Below are 15,934 nucleotides of genomic sequence, written 5' to 3' on the forward strand. Positions count from 1 at the left end.
TCCCGAAATTTGTCACGCCTGAGTGAGCGGATACTGTTCCTTCAGCGTCTTCAGCACCTGGTCGCCCGGCATCGGCGCTCCGAACATGAAACTCTGCACGTATTCGCAGCCCATCTGCCGCAACTCCAGCGCATCGCTCTCGTCCGAAATGCCTTCGGCGACAACCGACAGGCCGAGTTCATGCGCCATGTTGACCATGGATTTGAGCAGCACCGCGCGTTTCGGCGTCGCGTCGTCGACGAAGCTCTTGTCGATCTTGATGGTGTCGAACGGAAAGCGCGTCAGATAGGCCAGCGATGAATAGCCGGTGCCGAAATCGTCCAGCGACAGGCCGATGCCAAGCTGCTTCAGCTTGGTCAGCACATGGGCGGTCTGCTCGGGATTGTCCATCACCAGCGATTCGGTGAGTTCGAGCCGGAAGCAGCGCGGTTTCAGATTGGCCCGCGCGATCACCGAGCGGACGTCGCTGACCAGGTCGCGGCGGATGAGCTGACGGCTGGACAGATTGACCGAGACCGACAGCGGCGCATCGCCGATCTGCTTTTGCCATCCTGCTAGGTCTTCGGCAGCCTGTTGCATGGCAAACAGGCCAAGCTGCACGATCAGGCCGCAGTTTTCGGCGACCGGGATGAAATCCGCCGGCGGAATCATGCCGCGACGCGGATGGTCCCAGCGCAGCAGCGCTTCGAAGCCGGCAACGCTGCCGTCCTCCAGCCGCACGATTGGCTGGTAGGCAAGCGTGAATTCGCGTCGTTCGATAGCGCGGCGCAGATCGGACTCGAACTGCAGCCGGTCGGTGCCGACGGTGCGGAAGGCTGGCCGGAACGGCTCGATCCTGTCGCCGCCGAAGCGCTTGGCTTGATGCATGGCAAGCTCGGCGTCCTTGACCATGTCCTCAGCCGAGGTCTGCGTGGAGGTCCAGGTGATCAGCCCGATCGAGGCGGTCAGCACGATCTCGCGCTTGGCGAAGGTGATCGGGTTGTTGATGGCGTGCTTGATGGCATCGGCAATGGCCGCGATGCGAGCCGGATCCTGCTCCGACAAAAGCATCAGCGCGAACTGGTCGCCGGCAAATCGCGACAGCGAATCCTTCGGCTTGAGCAGCCGGTGCAGCCGCCGCGCGATGGTCAAAAGGATGGTGTCGCCGGCCGAGATGCCGAGCCCGTCATTGACCTGCTTGAAGCGGTCGATGTCGATGACGAAGACGGTCGGGCGCACCTTCTCTTCGGTGCGGGCGATCGAGATGATCGCCTCCAGCCGGTTCATGAACAGCTCGCGGTTGGGCAGGCCGGTCAGATTGTCATGTACGGCGTCATGCAGCAGCCGTTCCTCGGACTTTTTCTGCTCCGTCACGTCGACCATGGTGCCGACGCAGCGGATGACCTCGCCGTCCGAGCCGATCACCGGCCGGGCGCGCAGCGAAAACCAGTGATAGTGCCCGTCGGCGCCGCGCAGGCGGAAGTTTTGCGACACCCGGCCGCGCCGGTGCTCGAGCACCACGTCGAGTGTCGTACGAAACGTGTCGCGGTCGTCGGCATGCAGCACCGGCAGCCAGTTGCGGGCAGGGCCGCCGAGGCTGTTGGGCGCAAGGCCGAGCTGAATGCTGACGTCGGGACGAGTGACGACACGGTCGCGCAGCACGTCCCAGTCCCACACGGTATCGCCCGATCCGGCAACCGCCAACGCCTGCCGCTCGAGGTCGGAGAACAGGCCCTGATGCAGGGCGCCGCCGGCAAAAGCGTGCTGCATCACGGTGAAGCCGATCAGCAGGATGATGAGGATCAGCCCACCGCCCAGCGCCGGCTGGGCGATATCGTTGTCCAGCATGCCGGTGATTGCCATCCACGATCCGCATAGCCACAGCAGAACCATCACCCAACTGGGCACCAGCATGATGGCGCGGTCGTAACCGCGTATACCGAGGAAGATGATCAGGCCGAGCCCGGTCAGCGCGGTGGCTGCGAAGGACAGCCTGGCAATGCCGGCGGCAACCGCCGGATCGACGATGGCAACGCCGGCGATCAGCACCAGCCCGAGGATCCAGACCAGTGCGCCGTAGCTGAAATGGCCGTGCCATCGGTTGAGGTTGAGATAGGCAAACAGGAACACCACGAAGGTCGCCGCAAGCGCCACCTCCGTTCCGGCGCGCCACATCTGCTCATTGCCCGGGGATATTTCTATGATCTTGTTGAGAAAGCCGAAATCGACGCAGATATAGGCAAGCACCGCCCAGGCTAGGGCCGCCGTCGCCGGGAACATCGAGGTCCCCTTGACGACGAAAAGAATGGTCAGGAACAGCGCCAGCAGGCCGGCGATGCCGATGACGATGCCACGAAACAGCGTGTAGGAATTGACCGAGTCCTTGTAGGATTCGGGGTCCCACAGATAGACCTGCGGCAGCTTGGGCGAGGCGAGCTCGGCGATGAAGGTAATCACCGTTCCGGGGTTCAGCGTCACCCGGAACACGTCGGCGTCGGGGCTGGTCTGGCGGTCGAGCGCAAAGCCTTCGCTGGGCGTGATCGCGGCGATACGGGTCGAGCCGAGATCCGGCCAGAACAGGCCGGAATTCACCAGCCGGAAATGCGGTGCGACAATCAGCCTGTCGAGCTGCTGATCGGTGGTATTGGCGAGCGCGAACACCGCCCAGTCGCCGGTCGAGCGCGCGTCATTGGCCTCGACCTCGATTCGCCGCACGATGCCGTCCGGGCCGGGTGCCGTTGAGACTTGGAAATTCTCGCCCTGGTTGCGGTAGATTTCAACGGCACCCGAAAGGTCGAGCGCCACGTCGTCGCGGGCAATCTTGATCGGTTCGACCGCAAACGCCGAGGATGCCGCGCAGAGCGTGACGATTGCCGCCAGCATAAGGGCAAGCAGCGACCCGTTCCGCAGAAAATTCGTCAAAATCAGCCCTTTGTTCCAACGCCCGGCGGATCGTCCGCGATTCGGGCGTATAGGTAATGGTCCTGCCAGATGCCGTTGATCCTGAGATAGGATCGTAGCAGTCCTTCGCGCCGGAATCCGGCTTTTTCAAGCACGCGGATCGACCGGGCGTTATCGGGGATACAGGCAGCTTCGATCCGGTGCAACCGCAGCGTTTCGAAGGCGAAACGCGTCACCACCTTGACGGCATCGGTCATCAGGCCGCGTCCGCTGAAGCGCTCGCCGATCCAGTAGCCGATATGGCCGCTTTGGGCGACCCCGTGGCGGATATTGCCGAGGGTGATACCGCCGGCAAGCTTGCCGCTGCTTTTCTCGAAGATGAAGAAGGCGATCGCCGTCCCCTGCGCATAGTCCTCGCGGTAGCGGCCGATACGATGCCGCCATGCGGTGCGGTCGAGCTCGTCAGGGGTCCATCGCGGCTCCCACGGCTCAAGGAAGGCGCGGCTTTCGCCGCGCAGCACCGACCACTCGCGATAGTCGTTGGTCAGCGGCACACGCAGCGTGACAAGGTCGCCCTTCAGTGCCGGCAGGTCGCGGCGAAAGAAAGGGAGCGCGAACACGACGCTCGAATAAGCTTAGACGGCAAGCTTACGGGCAGTGGTCTGCGAGCCCGAAAGCGAATCGAGGATCGCTTCATAGGGCGCGAGCGTACCCACCGGCCCGACGGCTGTAAGCGTCGGCTTCGTCGAAAAAAGCCGCGACGACAGATCCGTCAGCCGCTTGACCGTCAGCGCCGACAGCCGCTCCATCAGCTCTTCCTTGGCGATCGGCCTGCCGAACAGAAGCAACTGCCTGGCGATCTGCGAGGCGCGGCTGGCCGGGCTCTCGGCCGACATGATCAGCCCGGCGCGGTATTGGGCACGCGCCCGGTCGAGCTCCTCCTGCAGGATGTTTTCGCCGGCCTTTTGCAGCTCGTCGATGATCACAGGCACCAGCTCGGCGATATCGCTTTGTCCGGTTGCCGCATGGACCCCGAAGACGCCGGTGTCGGAAAAACCCCAATGGAAGGCATAGACCGAATAGCACAGGCCGCGTTTTTCGCGGACTTCCTGGAAAAGCCGCGACGACATGCCGCCGCCGAGGATCATCGACAGGACCTGAGAGGCATAGAAATCGCGGACGTGATAGGCACGGCCCTCGAAACCCAGCACGATCTGGGCGTCCATCAGGTCGCGGTCTTCGCGAAAATCGCCGCCGACATATTGCGCATATTGCGGGATGGTGCCGTCGGCCTTGCCGCGGAAGCCGCCGAGACGCTTTTCGACCTCGCGCACGAAATCGTCGTGCTTGATGTCGCCGGCTGCCACCATCACCATGTTCTCGGCGCCGTATTGCCGTTCGATGAAGTCGTGCAGTTGCTTCGAAGTGAAGGATTTGACGGTTTCCGGCGTGCCGAGAATCGAGCGGCCGATGGTCTGGTGGCGGAAGGCGGTCTCGGTAAAGTGATCGAAAACGACATCGTCGGGCGTATCGTGCGCGGCGCCGATCTCCTGCAGAATCACATGCTGTTCGCGCTCCAGCTCCTGCGGATCGAATTCGGAGTCCTGCAGGATGTCGGAAAGGATATCGACCGCCAGCGGCACATCGTCGCTCAGAACCCTTGCATAATAGGAGGTCGTCTCGACGCTGGTCGCGGCATTGATCTCGCCGCCGACGTCCTCGATCTCCGAGGCGATCTCGAAGGCGCTTCGCCGCCTGGTGCCCTTGAAAGCCATGTGCTCGAGCAAATGCGCCATTCCGTGCTCTTCGTCACGCTCGTTGCGTGCGCCCGACTTGACCCAGGCACCAAGGGCAACAGATTCGAGGCTTGGAAGGGTTTCGGTGGCGACTGTCAGGCCGTTCGACAGACGGCTTACCTCAACACCCATATGGCAATTACTCCCTAACGCGCCGCCCGCGTGTGGCGGCCGACATAATCTTCCACCATTTTCAGGTCGGATGGAAGTACCGTGTATTTTTCCTCGGCGCTCATCAACCCGCCCAGCCATGCGGGGAGGGCAGGCGACACGCCGCTGGCGGCTTCGACGGCCGCCGGAAACTTTGCCGGGTGCGCAGTGCCCAGCACCACCATTGGCACCTCACCGGCGGCTTTGCCAGTGGCCACATGCACGGCTGCGGCGGTATGCGGGTCGAGCAGATAGCCACTCGCCGCAAGTGTGGTGCGGATTGTGGCGGCGACCTCGCCCATGGTGGCGCGGCCGGCGTCGAATTCGGAGCGGATCTTGGCGATTTCGCCGGCCTCGATGGTGAAGGCGCCGGACTGCTTGAGCCCGTCCATGTAGCGCCGCACGGTCGAGGCATCGCGGCCGGACGCCTCGAACAGCAAGCGTTCGAAGTTCGAAGACACCTGGATGTCCATCGAGGGCGACGTGGTCGAAAAGACCCCTTTCATGCGGTATTCGCCGGTCGCCAGCGTGCGCGCCAGAATATCGTTGTCGTTCGTGGCGATGATCAGCCGCTCGATCGGCAATCCCATCTTCTTGGCGGCGTAGCCGGCGAAAATGTCGCCGAAATTGCCGGTCGGCACCGTGAAGGAAACCGGCCTGTCGGGCGCGCCAAGCGACAGCGCGGAGGAGAAATAATAGACGATCTGGGCCATGATGCGGGCCCAATTGATCGAATTGACGCCGGATAGCGACACCCGGTCGCGAAAACCGTGGTCGTTGAACATGTCCTTCACCAGGCCTTGGCAGTCGTCGAAATTGCCTTCGATCGCCAATGCTTGGACGTTTGCGGCGGTCGACGTCGTCATCTGCCGCTGCTGCACCGGCGAGACGCGGCCGTGCGGGAAAAGCACGAAGATGTCGGTGCGGTTGCGCCCGGCAAAGGCATCGATGGCGGCCCCTCCGGTGTCGCCGGAAGTGGCGCCGACAATGGTGGCGCGCTGGTCGCGCTCGGCCAGCACATGGTCCATCAGCCGCGCAAGAAGCTGCATCGCCACGTCCTTGAACGCGAGCGTCGGGCCGTGGAACAACTCGAGCACGAAGCTGTTCGGCCCGCTCTGCACCAGCGGGCAGACGGCCTCATGGCGGAAGGTCGCATAGGCTTCGCGCACCAGCCGTTCGAACACCGGCGCCGCGATCTCGCCACCGAGGAACGGCGACAGCACGCGGATTGCAAGATCGGGATAGGCAAGGCCGCGCATGGCGCGGACCTCTGCTGCGGAAAAATGCGGCCAGGCGCTCGGCAGATAGAGCCCGCCGTCGCGGGCCAGCCCGGCCAGCACCGCGTCGGAGAATCCAAGCGCGGGCGCTTCCCCGCGGGTACTCACATATTGCATCGTCACGTTTCCATTGCTGCGGGAATCTTCGCCCGCCGTAAGGTGGTGGATTTCTGCGCTGGCTCAGTCGCATTTTTGCCGCGCGGTTGATATACGTCACCGGCTTTGCGAGAGGGAAGTGCAGTTCATGGCGTTTCATTCATTCAACGGTCGTTTTGTCGCGGGTCTGGCGCTCACCGGCTTTATGCTTGCTGCCGCAGGCTGCCAATCGAGCGACAATAGCATTCTCGGCTTCGGCAAGAAGGATACGACGCCACCACCGCCACCCGACCCCAAGGTGCTTTCCAGCCAGCTGCAGGCCTATTGCCCGAAAGTGACGTTGCGTGACGGCACCGCCTTCTTCAATATCTACGCCAAGAGCGGTCCGAAGCCGAAGAAAAAAACCGATGTTGCCGCCGAGGATGCCCAAGCCGCCCAGCCGGCAGCGGACGCGGCAGGCGTCGATCAGCCGGACGATTCCGCCAAGATCATCTATCAGGCTTCGATCACCGATGTGACCCGCGACTGCAGCCGCGCCAACGGCTCCTTGTCGATGAAGATAGCCGTTGCCGGCAAGGTCGTGCCTGGTCCGATGTTCGCCCCCGGTACCATCACCATGCCGATCCGTATCGCGGTGATGCACGGCACCGAAGTTCTCTATTCGCAGCTTCACTCCTATCAGGTCCAGGTTACCGATCCCTCGAGTGCCACGCAGTTCGTCTTCACCGATTCCAACGTCGTCGTTCCGGAGCCGACGGCGCGGGACTACCAGGCATTTGCCGGGTATGACGAGGGCGCTCCGAAAGGGGCGTCGGACAAGCCGAAGAAGAAGAAAGCCGCCGCGACCAACTGAGCCGGTGCATTCGCGCCACGGCGGTTGGAGGCGGCCTCTCAGGCGTCCGCCGACCATTCCGACAGCGCGGCGATCACGCTTTTCAGTTCCGCCCAGCGGCGGATGACCGTTTCGGCACCGGCTTCGGTCAGCGCATCGGCGTGGCCGGGATAGCTGTGCGCCGCGCCGGTGAAGCCGATGACGCGCATTCCCGCCGTCTTGGCGCCGGTGACGCCATGCACGGAATCCTCGATGACGAAGGTGTTCGCAGGATCGGCCTTGAGCTTTTCCGCGGCGAACCGGAACACGTCCGGCGCCGGCTTGGTTTTCCCGGTCGGCGTTTCCAGCGACGAAAAGATACGGCCGGCAAAGAACGGCAAAAGCTGCACCTTCTCCAGCATGAATTCGATCCGCTCCGAACGCGAATTCGAACAGACGCAGCGCGGCACCATTACCGCGGCGACAGCCTCGTGCGCCCCGTCGATGGCACGCACGTCGCTGCGCAGCCGGCGATCGACCAGCTGTTCCTCCTTGTCGATCAGGGAGGCCTGGAACGGGATCCGGGACTTTTCCTCGACCCGCATCATGATGTCCTTGAAAGTCAGCCCGGCATAGACCTCGGAAATCTCCTCCGCCGATATCTCATAGCCGGCCGAGGTCAAAAGCTCGGCATCGATGCGTGCGGCGATGATTTCGGAATCGACGAGCACGCCGTCGCAATCGAAGATGACAAGGTCTGGCTGGGGCATGGTGATCCGGAAAGCGGGATGAAGGGAATGCCAAGAGGCCTTTGGTCCAAACGGCTCAGGCGGCGCGGCATACACCAACAGGCCGGGCTTCGCAAATTCGGCAGTATGCTTCACTGAATATTTACGCTGATCGGTAACCATAACGGACAGTAAACAGTAACGCGTGCCTTGGGTGTCATAATGTCTGCCGTGCGTCTTCTCGACGAGCTTTCCGATGCTCCCCAGCAATCCGAGTGGCTGGATACGATCCTGAAGGGCGACTGCGTCGCCGCGCTGGAACGGCTGCCGGAAAAATCGATCGACGTGATCTTTGCCGATCCGCCTTACAATCTGCAGCTCGATGGCGATCTGCACCGGCCCGACCAATCCAAGGTCGATGCCGTCGACGACCATTGGGACCAGTTCGACAGTTTTGAGGCCTACGACGCCTTCACCCGCGCCTGGCTGCTGGCGGCGCGCCGCGTGTTGAAGCCCAACGGCACGATCTGGGTCATCGGCTCCTACCACAATATTTTCAGGGTCGGCGCCAAGATGCAGGACCTGGGCTTCTGGATCCTCAATGACGTCGTCTGGCGCAAGACCAATCCAATGCCCAATTTCCGTGGCCGTCGCTTCCAGAACGCGCATGAGACGATGATCTGGGCATCGCGCGACCAGAAGGGCAAAGGTTACACCTTCAACTACGAGGCGCTGAAGGCATCGAACGACGACATTCAGATGCGCTCCGACTGGCTGTTTCCGATCTGCACCGGCGGCGAGCGCCTGAAGAACGACAATGGCGACAAATTGCATCCGACGCAGAAGCCGGAAGCGTTGCTTGCCCGCGTCATGACGGCATCGACCAGGCCCGGCGACATCGTGCTCGATCCCTTCTTCGGTTCAGGAACCACCGGTGCGGTGGCCAAACGGCTTGGCCGCCACTTCGTCGGCATCGAGCGTGAGCAAGCCTATATCGATGCCGCCATGGAACGCATCGATGCGGTCCGGCCGCTGGACGGCGCCAATTTGACAGTGCTGACCGGCAAGCGCGCCGAGCCGCGCGTTGCCTTCGTCACGCTGCTCGACAATGGCCTGGTGGCACCCGGCGCTACGCTCTACGACGCCAAGAAGCGTTGGGCGGCCAAGGTGCGTGCCGACGGCACGCTGGCGATCGGCGACAGTGCCGGGTCGATCCACAAGATCGGCGCTGAGGTACAGGGGCTGGACGCCTGCAACGGATGGACCTTCTGGCATTATGAGCGCAGCGGAGGCCTGACCCCGATTGACGAGCTTCGCCGCATTGCGCGGCTAGGCATGGAACGGGCAGGGGCCTGACGGTTTCTGAGTTGCGACAGATCAGTTAATGCGAAGGCTCAGCCAGTCCCTGGAAGCGATTCAAATCACACCTTGATCCCAAGACGCGCAAGGTCCGCCCTGAGCGTCTTTGCATCGGTGAACAGCACCGACTGCCAGCCGGCCGCCTTGGCGCCGTCGACATTTTTCTGGCTGTCGTCGATGAATAGCGTGGCTGACGGTTCGAGGCCGAACGCGGTGACGTGGTGATCATAGATGGCGCGATCCGGCTTGATTAGCCCGATCTCGGCTGACACGGTGATGCCGCGCGGGCGCTCCAGGAACGGAAAGCGGTCGCGCGCTTCGCGGAACGTATCGTCAGCCCAGTTGGTCAGCAGCGTCACGTCATGGCCAGTGTCGATCAGGCGCTCCATGATGGCTACGCTGTCATTATAGGCATGCGGTGCCATTTCGTGCCAATGGCGGCGGAAATTGCGGATATTCTGTTCGTGATCCGGGTACTGGGCGATCAGGAGCGTCTCTGCCTCTTCCCAGGTCCGGCCGCGATCCTGCTCGATGTTCCAATCATGCGTGCAGACATTGTCGAAGAACCATTTCCGTTCGTCTGGATCGGGGATCAAGCGGCTGAAGGGCAGGTTCGGATCATAGTGGATCAGCACTTTGCCGATGTCGAAAACGATGTGGCGGATTTCGGACATTCTTCTCTCTTTCAATGCGGCCGCTGCTTCTTCGTCGCGCCCGGTATCGCCGCTTCGATTACCTTTTTCATGACGCTCGGCAGCGCTTCCCCGGAAATTTCATGGGCCAGCGACCAGAAATGCCCGGGCGGGGCGGCGCTGTCGGTCTCCGCCTTGAACACGTCGAGTTCGAGCGCAAAATGGGTAAAGACATGGCCGATGCGTCCGGCCTGCCGCCAGTCGCCGGGGAACGGGGCTGCCGCTTCCGTTGTGGCGCCGTCGATGCGCGCGGTCCAGCCGGTCGTCGGCACTTCGGTCATGCCGCCCAGCAGGCCTTTTTCGACGCGCTTGCGCAAAAGCACGGCGCCGTCGCCCCTGACGGCGACGAAAGCGGCGCCGCGGCGCAAGGGTTTCTCGGCCTTGGGCAGGCGGACCGGAAAGCGCTCGGGATCGCCCGAGATTGTGGCGCTGCAATCCTGCCTGACGGGGCAAAGCACGCAGCGGGGCCGGCGCGGTGTGCAGATCGTCGCGCCCAGGTCCATCATCGCCTGCGCGAAGTCGCCGGGCCTTGTCCCGGGAACCATGTGCTCGACATGGCTGCGTATCTCGCTCTTGGCTTCGCCCAGCGGCGTGGCGATCGAAAACAGCCGTGAGACGACCCGTTCGACATTGCCGTCGACGACCGCGGCTGGTCGGTCGAAGGCGATCGCCGCGATCGCCGCTGCCGTATAGGCGCCGATACCGGGCAGTTCCTTCAAGCCGGTCTCACTGTCCGGAAAGCGGCCGCCTAGCCGCGCGACGAGATCGGCGCAAGCCTTGAGGTTGCGGGCGCGAGAATAATAGCCGAGCCCGGCCCAGGCCTTCATGACGTCTTCGATCGGTGCCGCCGCCAGTGCCTCGACAGTTGGCCACTTCTGCACGAACGCCCGGAAATAGGATTTTACCGCCTCGACCGTGGTTTGCTGCAGCATCACCTCGGAAAGCCAGACCAGATAGGGATCGGGCTGCGCGCCGCCTGCCAGCGGGCGCGGCGGAACGCGCCAGGGCAGGTCGCGGTGATGCGCGTCGTACCAGCCAAGCAGCCGGAACGCGATCTCGCCATTGTCTCCGGATACGGCCTTGCGGGTCTGGTCGTGCAGTGCCATTGATCGAGGGTCGGCCCTAATCCACTGGTGCTGAAGCTGGTGACTGGAGAACGCACATGGCAGGGAAAAGGCCCTTCGGCAATCCCGTTCCGGTGAGCGATCTCGCAACCGAGATCCTCGACCCGGTGCTGCGCAAGCGGGCCGGCATGTCGATCGGGCTGGTTCAGTCGTGGGAAGAGATTGCCGGGCCGCGGCTTGCCGGCCGCTCGCGCCCGGAAAAGATCCAGTGGCCACGCCGCATGCACGAGGACGATCCGTTCGAGCCGGCGGTGCTGGTGATTGCCTGCGAGGGTGTGGCGGCACTGCATCTGCAGCACGAGACCGGCGAGATCATCAACCGGGTCAATGCGTTTCTCGGCTTCAATGCGATCGGCCGGATCAGGATCGTGCAGAAACCGGTAATGACTGGCAAGGAAAAGCCGAAACCCATTTTGCGGCCGCTGACCGTGGCCGAGAAGGCGAAGCTGTCGGGCACTGTCGGTTTGATCGAGGACGACGGGCTGCGCGCCTCGCTGGAGCGGCTTGGCGCCACCATTCTAGGCCAAAGGAAGCCGTAATCTCGCGCTATCGTGATGGCATGCTCGAATTTGCCGATTGGAATAGGGGTGGCAATGCCTTAATTCGCGCCAACTCTCGCTTTTTGTAGCCTTTGCATTGCAAAATCCAACTATTGCCAGGTGATTCGTATGATCCGTTCCTTGTCCCGCAGAAATCTCTTGTCGTCGCTCGCCGCCATACCAGCGGTGGCGCTGCTTGCCGCCTGCAGCGATTCCGGCGAGAAAGCCGAGGCGCAGGATGTGAAGCCTGCGGCTCCGGCGGAACCTGCGAAGCCGGCCGCTCCAGCCGCCGCCAAAGCGCCTGAAGCTCAGGGCACGGTGGATATGGCAGCCTTGTTGAAGCCCGGCGCGCTGCCCGACATGCAGCTCGGCAAGGACGACGCAAAGGTCACCATCGTTGAATATGCATCGATGACCTGCCCGCATTGCGCGCATTTCGCCGAGACCACTTTTCCGGAGCTGAAGACGAAATATATCGACACCGGCAAGGCCCGTTACATCCTGCGCGAATTTCCGTTCGACCCCAGCGCCGAGGCCGGTTTCATGCTGGCGCGCTGCTCCAAGGACAACTATTTCCCGATGGTCGACGTGCTGTTCAGGCAGCAGGCGAACTGGGTTGGTGTGAACAATACCAAGGACGCACTGCTGCAAATCGCCAAGCTTGCCGGTTTTACACAGGAGTCCTTCGAGGCCTGCTTGACGGACCAGAAGCTTCTGGACGATGTGAGATCCGTCCAGAAGCGCGGCGCCGACGAATTCAAGGTCGATTCCACACCGACCTTTTTCATCAACGGAAAGACCTACAAAGGGGCGATGTCGATTGCGGAAATGTCGGCCATCATCGACCCTCTGCTCTGACGTTTCGGCAGCGCCGAAGCGGCTGCGCTTCGGCGTGCGCACTTCTTTGTCTTGCCGCTGGTTCTCCTTGCAAAACCGCGGAACAGTTTTGCGAAACTTGGCTATGGGTCGGCGCGAATGAAGTTCTCGCGCCTTCGCCTCCTCGGCTTCAAATCCTTCGTCGAACCCGGCGAGTTCGTCATCGAACGCGGCCTGACCGGCATCGTCGGGCCGAACGGCTGCGGCAAGTCGAACCTGGTCGAGGCGCTACGCTGGGTTATGGGCGAAAGCTCTTACAAGAACATGCGTGCGTCCGGCATGGACGACGTCATCTTTTCCGGCTCGGGAACGCGTCCGGCCCGCAACACCGCCGAAGTCACGCTGTTCCTCGACAATAGCGACCGGACTGCGCCGTCTGCCTTCAACGACGCCGATGAGTTGCAGGTCTCGCGCCGCATCGAGCGCGAGGCCGGCTCGCTCTACCGCATCAATGGCAAGGAAGCCCGTGCCAAGGATGTCCAGCTGCTGTTCGCCGACCAGTCGACCGGCGCCCGCTCGCCCTCGATGGTTGGCCAGGGCCGCATCGGCGAGCTGATCCAGGCAAAGCCGCAGGCGCGCCGCGCACTGCTGGAAGAGGCGGCCGGCATTTCCGGCCTGCACACACGGCGCCACGAAGCCGAGCTGCGGCTGAAGGCGGCCGAACAGAACCTCGAACGGCTGGATGACGTCGTCGGCGAGCTGGAAAGCCAGATCGAAAGCCTGAAACGCCAGGCCCGCCAGGCCTCGCGCTTCAAGAACCTGTCGGCCGACATCCGCAAGGCCGAAGCGACGCTGCTGCATCTGCGTTGGACGCTGGCCAAGACGCAGGAAGGCGAAGCGCGTTCGGCGCTGGCGATTGCCACCGCGCTGGTCGGCGACCGTGCTGCCGCCCAGATGGCTGCCGCAAGGGAACAAGGTATCAACGCCCACCGGCTGCCGGACCTGCGCGATGCGGAAGCCGCCGCCGCCGCCGCCTTCCAGCGTCTGTCGATCGCCAAGGCACAGATCGAGGAAGAGGCAGGCCGCATCCGCGCCCGCCAGGCTGAGCTCGACCGCCGACTGCAACAGCTCGATGGCGACCTTGCCCGCGAGGAGCGCATGGTCCGCGACAATGCGGATATCCTCGAACGCCTCGCCGCCGAAGAAGCCGCGCTCAATGTCGAAAACGCCGGCGCCGCCGAGCGCGAGGCCAGCACCCGCGCGGCTTTCGAGCAGGCGGCATCGACGCTTGCTTCGAGCGAGGCCAAGCTGGCCTCGCTGACCGCCGAACGGGCGGAGGCGGCCGCCTCGCGCAACCAGATTGAACGGACGCTGCGCGATACCGCTGAGCGCCGCGACCGCTTTGCCCGCCAGCTTGCTGATGTCGACCGCGAACTGTCGGAGATCGTCTCCAGGGTCGCCGGCCTGCCCGACCCCGCCGAGAAGCGGCTGCTCGTCGAACAGGCGCAGGCGCTGCTCGAAGGGGCCGAACGAGCCGCGATTGCCACGGAACAGGCGGTCGCCGAGGCACGCGCAAGCGAAAGTGCCGCCCGCCCACCGGTTCAGGACGCAAAGGCCGAACTGGCGCGGATCGAAACCGAGGCCCGCACGCTCGCCAAGATCCTGAACGCCGCGAGCGGCGATTTGTTTCCCTCGGTGCTGGAGCAGATCAGCGTCGAGCGTGGCTACGAGACGGCGCTGGGTGCCGCGCTTGGCGAAGATCTCGACGTGCCGCTTGATCGTAGCGCGCCTGTGCATTGGGGCCAGAGCGAAATCCAGCCCGGCGATGTCGCTTTGCCGGAACGCATAAAGAGCCTCGCTAGCGTGGTGCGCGCGCCGGCGCAACTGGCCCGCCGGCTGGCCCAGATCGGCATTGTCGATGCCGCCGACGGAAGAAAGTTGCAGACGCTGCTTGCTCCCGGTCAACGATTGGTCAGCCGCGAAGGCGCGCTCTGGCGTTGGGATGGCTTCACCGCCAGCGCCGATGCGCCGACCGCCGCCGCGCAGCGGCTGGCGCAGAAAAACCGGCTGGCCGAACTCGATGCCGAAGCGGTTCATGCCACGCGCATCCTGCGCGAAGCCGAACAGGCGCTTGCGCAGGCCGAACAGGCGCTTGCCCAGGCGAGCGAGGCCGAACGCAATGCCCGACAGGCCGGGCGCGACGCCCAGCATGGGCTGGATGCTGCCCGCAATACGCTGGCTGAGGCCGAAAAAGCCGGCGGCGAACTGTCGAGCCGGCGTGCAGCACTTGACGAGGCGCGCGCGCGTATCGTCGACAGCCATGAGGAGACGGCGGCGGCATTCGTCGAGGCGGAAATGCTGCTGCAAGACGCTCCCGATCTCGGCGATCTGCAACTGCAGCTCGAGCAGTCGGCGGCCAACGTCGCCCGCGACCGCGCCGCCCTTGCCGATGCGCGTGCCGTTCACGAGGGCCTGAGGCGAGAAGCCGAGGCACGTGCGCGCCGGCTCGACGCGATCGGCGCGGAACGGCGCAATTGGGTGGAGCGCGCCGAAAACGCCTCGACGCAGATCGCGGCACTCGGCGAACGCAAGGCAGAGGCTGAGGCCGAGCGCGAGCAACTGGCCGACGCACCCGACGAGATCGACGGCAAACGGCGCGCCCTGCTGTCGCAACTCGCCGAGGCCGAAAGCCTGCGAAAAGCTGCAGGTGACCGCTTGCAGGAAGCGGAGAACCGGCAGTCCGAGCTGGACAAGGCTGCGACCGCTGCCATTCAGTCGCTCGCCGAAGCGCGCGAAACGCGTGTTCGCGCCGAAGAGCGGCTGACCGCCGCCGACGAGCGTCGGCTGGAAGTCGAGGCGCGCATCCAGGAAACGCTGAACACGCCGCCGCATCTGGTGATCCGCCACACTGGCCTCGAACCCGACAGCCCGATGCCCGAAATGGCCGAGATCGAGCGTCAGCTCGACCGGCTGAAGGTTGAGCGCGAACGGTTGGGCGCCGTCAATTTGCGCGCCGAGGAAGAGCAGAAGGAACTATCGGACCGGCTGGAGACCATCGTCTCCGAGCGCGACGACATCATCGAGGCGATCCGCAAGCTGCGGCAGGCGATCCACAGCCTGAACCGCGAAGGCCGCGAGCGGCTGCTCGCCGCCTTCGCGGTGGTCAACGGCCATTTTCAGCGGCTGTTTTCGCATTTGTTCGGCGGCGGCACCGCCGAGCTGCAACTGATCGAGTCCGACGATCCGCTCGAAGCCGGGCTCGAGATCCTGGCGCGCCCGCCCGGCAAGAAACCGCAGACGATGACGCTGCTGTCCGGCGGTGAGCAGGCATTGACGGCGATGTCGCTGATCTTCGCCGTGTTCCTGACCAACCCGGCGCCGATCTGCGTGCTCGACGAAGTCGACGCCCCGCTCGACGACCACAATGTCGAACGCTTCTGCAATCTGATGGACGAAATGGCCGCAACCACCGAAACGCGCTTCGTCATCATCACACACAACCCGATCACCATGGCGCGCATGGACCGGCTGTTCGGGGTAACCATGGCCGAGCAAGGCGTCAGCCAACTGGTGTCGGTCGACCTGCAGGCTGCCGAAGCCATGCGCGAGGCAAGCTGAAGCATCAGCTTAGTGGTGGTCTCCACCTCGGCTTTCGACTATAGCACG

12 protein-coding genes are annotated in these 15,934 nt (G+C 63.6%); 5 read left to right on the top strand and 7 right to left on the bottom strand.

What is annotated here, in order from left to right; genetic code table 11:
• Positions 1 to 12 precede the first annotated feature (12 nt).
• From NKJ93_RS11190 to thrC, 4 genes are read right to left on the bottom strand one after another with little or no spacing between them, the layout of a single operon-like run.
• Positions 13 to 2,901 (bottom strand): EAL domain-containing protein, encoded by a 2,889-nt coding sequence (locus NKJ93_RS11190; RefSeq protein ID WP_023716935.1) that lies wholly within the window; start codon positions 2,899 to 2,901, stop codon positions 13 to 15.
• A 2-nt stretch (positions 2,902 to 2,903) separates the two neighbouring features.
• The gene (locus tag NKJ93_RS11195) at positions 2,904 to 3,500 is read right to left on the bottom strand and encodes a GNAT family N-acetyltransferase (RefSeq protein ID WP_023716936.1); all 597 of its coding nucleotides are present in this window, start codon (positions 3,498 to 3,500) and stop codon (positions 2,904 to 2,906) included.
• A gap of 15 nt (positions 3,501 to 3,515) precedes the next feature.
• Complete coding sequence (locus NKJ93_RS11200) at positions 3,516 to 4,808, bottom strand: M16 family metallopeptidase (RefSeq protein WP_023716937.1); 1,293 nt, start codon at positions 4,806 to 4,808, stop codon at positions 3,516 to 3,518.
• A 14-nt stretch (positions 4,809 to 4,822) separates the two neighbouring features.
• Positions 4,823 to 6,220 (bottom strand): threonine synthase, encoded by a 1,398-nt coding sequence (thrC, locus tag NKJ93_RS11205; protein ID WP_352483705.1) that lies wholly within the window; start codon positions 6,218 to 6,220, stop codon positions 4,823 to 4,825.
• A 127-nt stretch (positions 6,221 to 6,347) separates the two neighbouring features.
• On the opposite strand from thrC, the gene NKJ93_RS11210 reads away from it, so the two are divergent.
• Positions 6,348 to 7,052, top strand: a complete 705-nt coding sequence (locus NKJ93_RS11210) for a hypothetical protein (protein ID WP_352483704.1) — start codon at positions 6,348 to 6,350, stop codon at positions 7,050 to 7,052.
• A 38-nt stretch (positions 7,053 to 7,090) separates the two neighbouring features.
• On the opposite strand, the gene NKJ93_RS11215 is transcribed toward NKJ93_RS11210, so the two are convergent.
• Positions 7,091 to 7,780, bottom strand: a complete 690-nt coding sequence (locus NKJ93_RS11215) for an HAD family hydrolase (RefSeq protein ID WP_023716940.1) — start codon at positions 7,778 to 7,780, stop codon at positions 7,091 to 7,093.
• 180 nt (positions 7,781 to 7,960) lie between these two features.
• Between NKJ93_RS11215 and NKJ93_RS11220 the strand changes: the two genes are divergently transcribed.
• Positions 7,961 to 9,094 carry a site-specific DNA-methyltransferase gene (locus tag NKJ93_RS11220; RefSeq protein WP_023716941.1) on the top strand — a complete coding sequence of 378 codons (1,134 nt, stop codon included), beginning with the start codon at positions 7,961 to 7,963 and terminating at the stop codon, positions 9,092 to 9,094.
• A gap of 65 nt (positions 9,095 to 9,159) precedes the next feature.
• Here NKJ93_RS11220 and NKJ93_RS11225 read toward each other — a convergent pair whose 3' ends face one another.
• Together NKJ93_RS11225 and mutY are read right to left on the bottom strand one after the other, a co-directional pair.
• On the bottom strand, positions 9,160 to 9,771 hold the full coding sequence (locus tag NKJ93_RS11225; RefSeq protein WP_023716942.1) for an HAD family hydrolase: 612 nt from the start codon (positions 9,769 to 9,771) through the stop codon (positions 9,160 to 9,162).
• Between the two features lie 11 nt (positions 9,772 to 9,782).
• Entirely contained in the window at positions 9,783 to 10,895 is a 1,113-nt protein-coding gene (mutY, locus tag NKJ93_RS11230; protein WP_023716943.1) for an A/G-specific adenine glycosylase, read from the bottom strand.
• A 56-nt stretch (positions 10,896 to 10,951) separates the two neighbouring features.
• Between mutY and NKJ93_RS11235 the strand changes: the two genes are divergently transcribed.
• From NKJ93_RS11235 to smc, 3 genes are all read left to right on the top strand, one after another.
• Positions 10,952 to 11,452 (top strand): DUF721 domain-containing protein, encoded by a 501-nt coding sequence (locus NKJ93_RS11235; RefSeq protein ID WP_023716944.1) that lies wholly within the window; start codon positions 10,952 to 10,954, stop codon positions 11,450 to 11,452.
• A gap of 129 nt (positions 11,453 to 11,581) precedes the next feature.
• On the top strand, positions 11,582 to 12,310 hold the full coding sequence (locus NKJ93_RS11240; protein ID WP_023716945.1) for a DsbA family protein: 729 nt from the start codon (positions 11,582 to 11,584) through the stop codon (positions 12,308 to 12,310).
• Between the two features lie 117 nt (positions 12,311 to 12,427).
• Positions 12,428 to 15,886 carry a chromosome segregation protein SMC gene (gene smc / locus NKJ93_RS11245; protein WP_352547572.1) on the top strand — a complete coding sequence of 1,153 codons (3,459 nt, stop codon included), beginning with the start codon at positions 12,428 to 12,430 and terminating at the stop codon, positions 15,884 to 15,886.
• Positions 15,887 to 15,934: the final 48 nt, after the last annotated feature.

The sequence above is a fragment of the Mesorhizobium sp. M0028 genome (assembly GCF_040323855.1).
Classification (GTDB): domain Bacteria; phylum Pseudomonadota; class Alphaproteobacteria; order Rhizobiales; family Rhizobiaceae; genus Mesorhizobium.

Excerpts from the sequence above, each read along its gene's own strand:
- thrC (WP_352483705.1), bottom strand. The coding sequence starts at position 6,220 with ATGCAATATGTGAGTACCCGCGGGGAAGCGCCCGCGCTTGGATTCTCC.
- smc (WP_352547572.1), top strand. The coding sequence starts at position 12,428 with ATGAAGTTCTCGCGCCTTCGCCTCCTCGGCTTCAAATCCTTCGTCGAA.
- NKJ93_RS11240 (WP_023716945.1), top strand. The coding sequence starts at position 11,582 with ATGATCCGTTCCTTGTCCCGCAGAAATCTCTTGTCGTCGCTCGCCGCC.
- mutY (WP_023716943.1), bottom strand. The coding sequence starts at position 10,895 with ATGGCACTGCACGACCAGACCCGCAAGGCCGTATCCGGAGACAATGGC.
- NKJ93_RS11200 (WP_023716937.1), bottom strand. The coding sequence starts at position 4,808 with ATGGGTGTTGAGGTAAGCCGTCTGTCGAACGGCCTGACAGTCGCCACC.
- NKJ93_RS11215 (WP_023716940.1), bottom strand. The coding sequence starts at position 7,780 with ATGCCCCAGCCAGACCTTGTCATCTTCGATTGCGACGGCGTGCTCGTC.
- NKJ93_RS11210 (WP_352483704.1), top strand. The coding sequence starts at position 6,348 with ATGGCGTTTCATTCATTCAACGGTCGTTTTGTCGCGGGTCTGGCGCTC.
- NKJ93_RS11235 (WP_023716944.1), top strand. The coding sequence starts at position 10,952 with ATGGCAGGGAAAAGGCCCTTCGGCAATCCCGTTCCGGTGAGCGATCTC.
- NKJ93_RS11225 (WP_023716942.1), bottom strand. The coding sequence starts at position 9,771 with ATGTCCGAAATCCGCCACATCGTTTTCGACATCGGCAAAGTGCTGATC.
- NKJ93_RS11220 (WP_023716941.1), top strand. The coding sequence starts at position 7,961 with ATGTCTGCCGTGCGTCTTCTCGACGAGCTTTCCGATGCTCCCCAGCAA.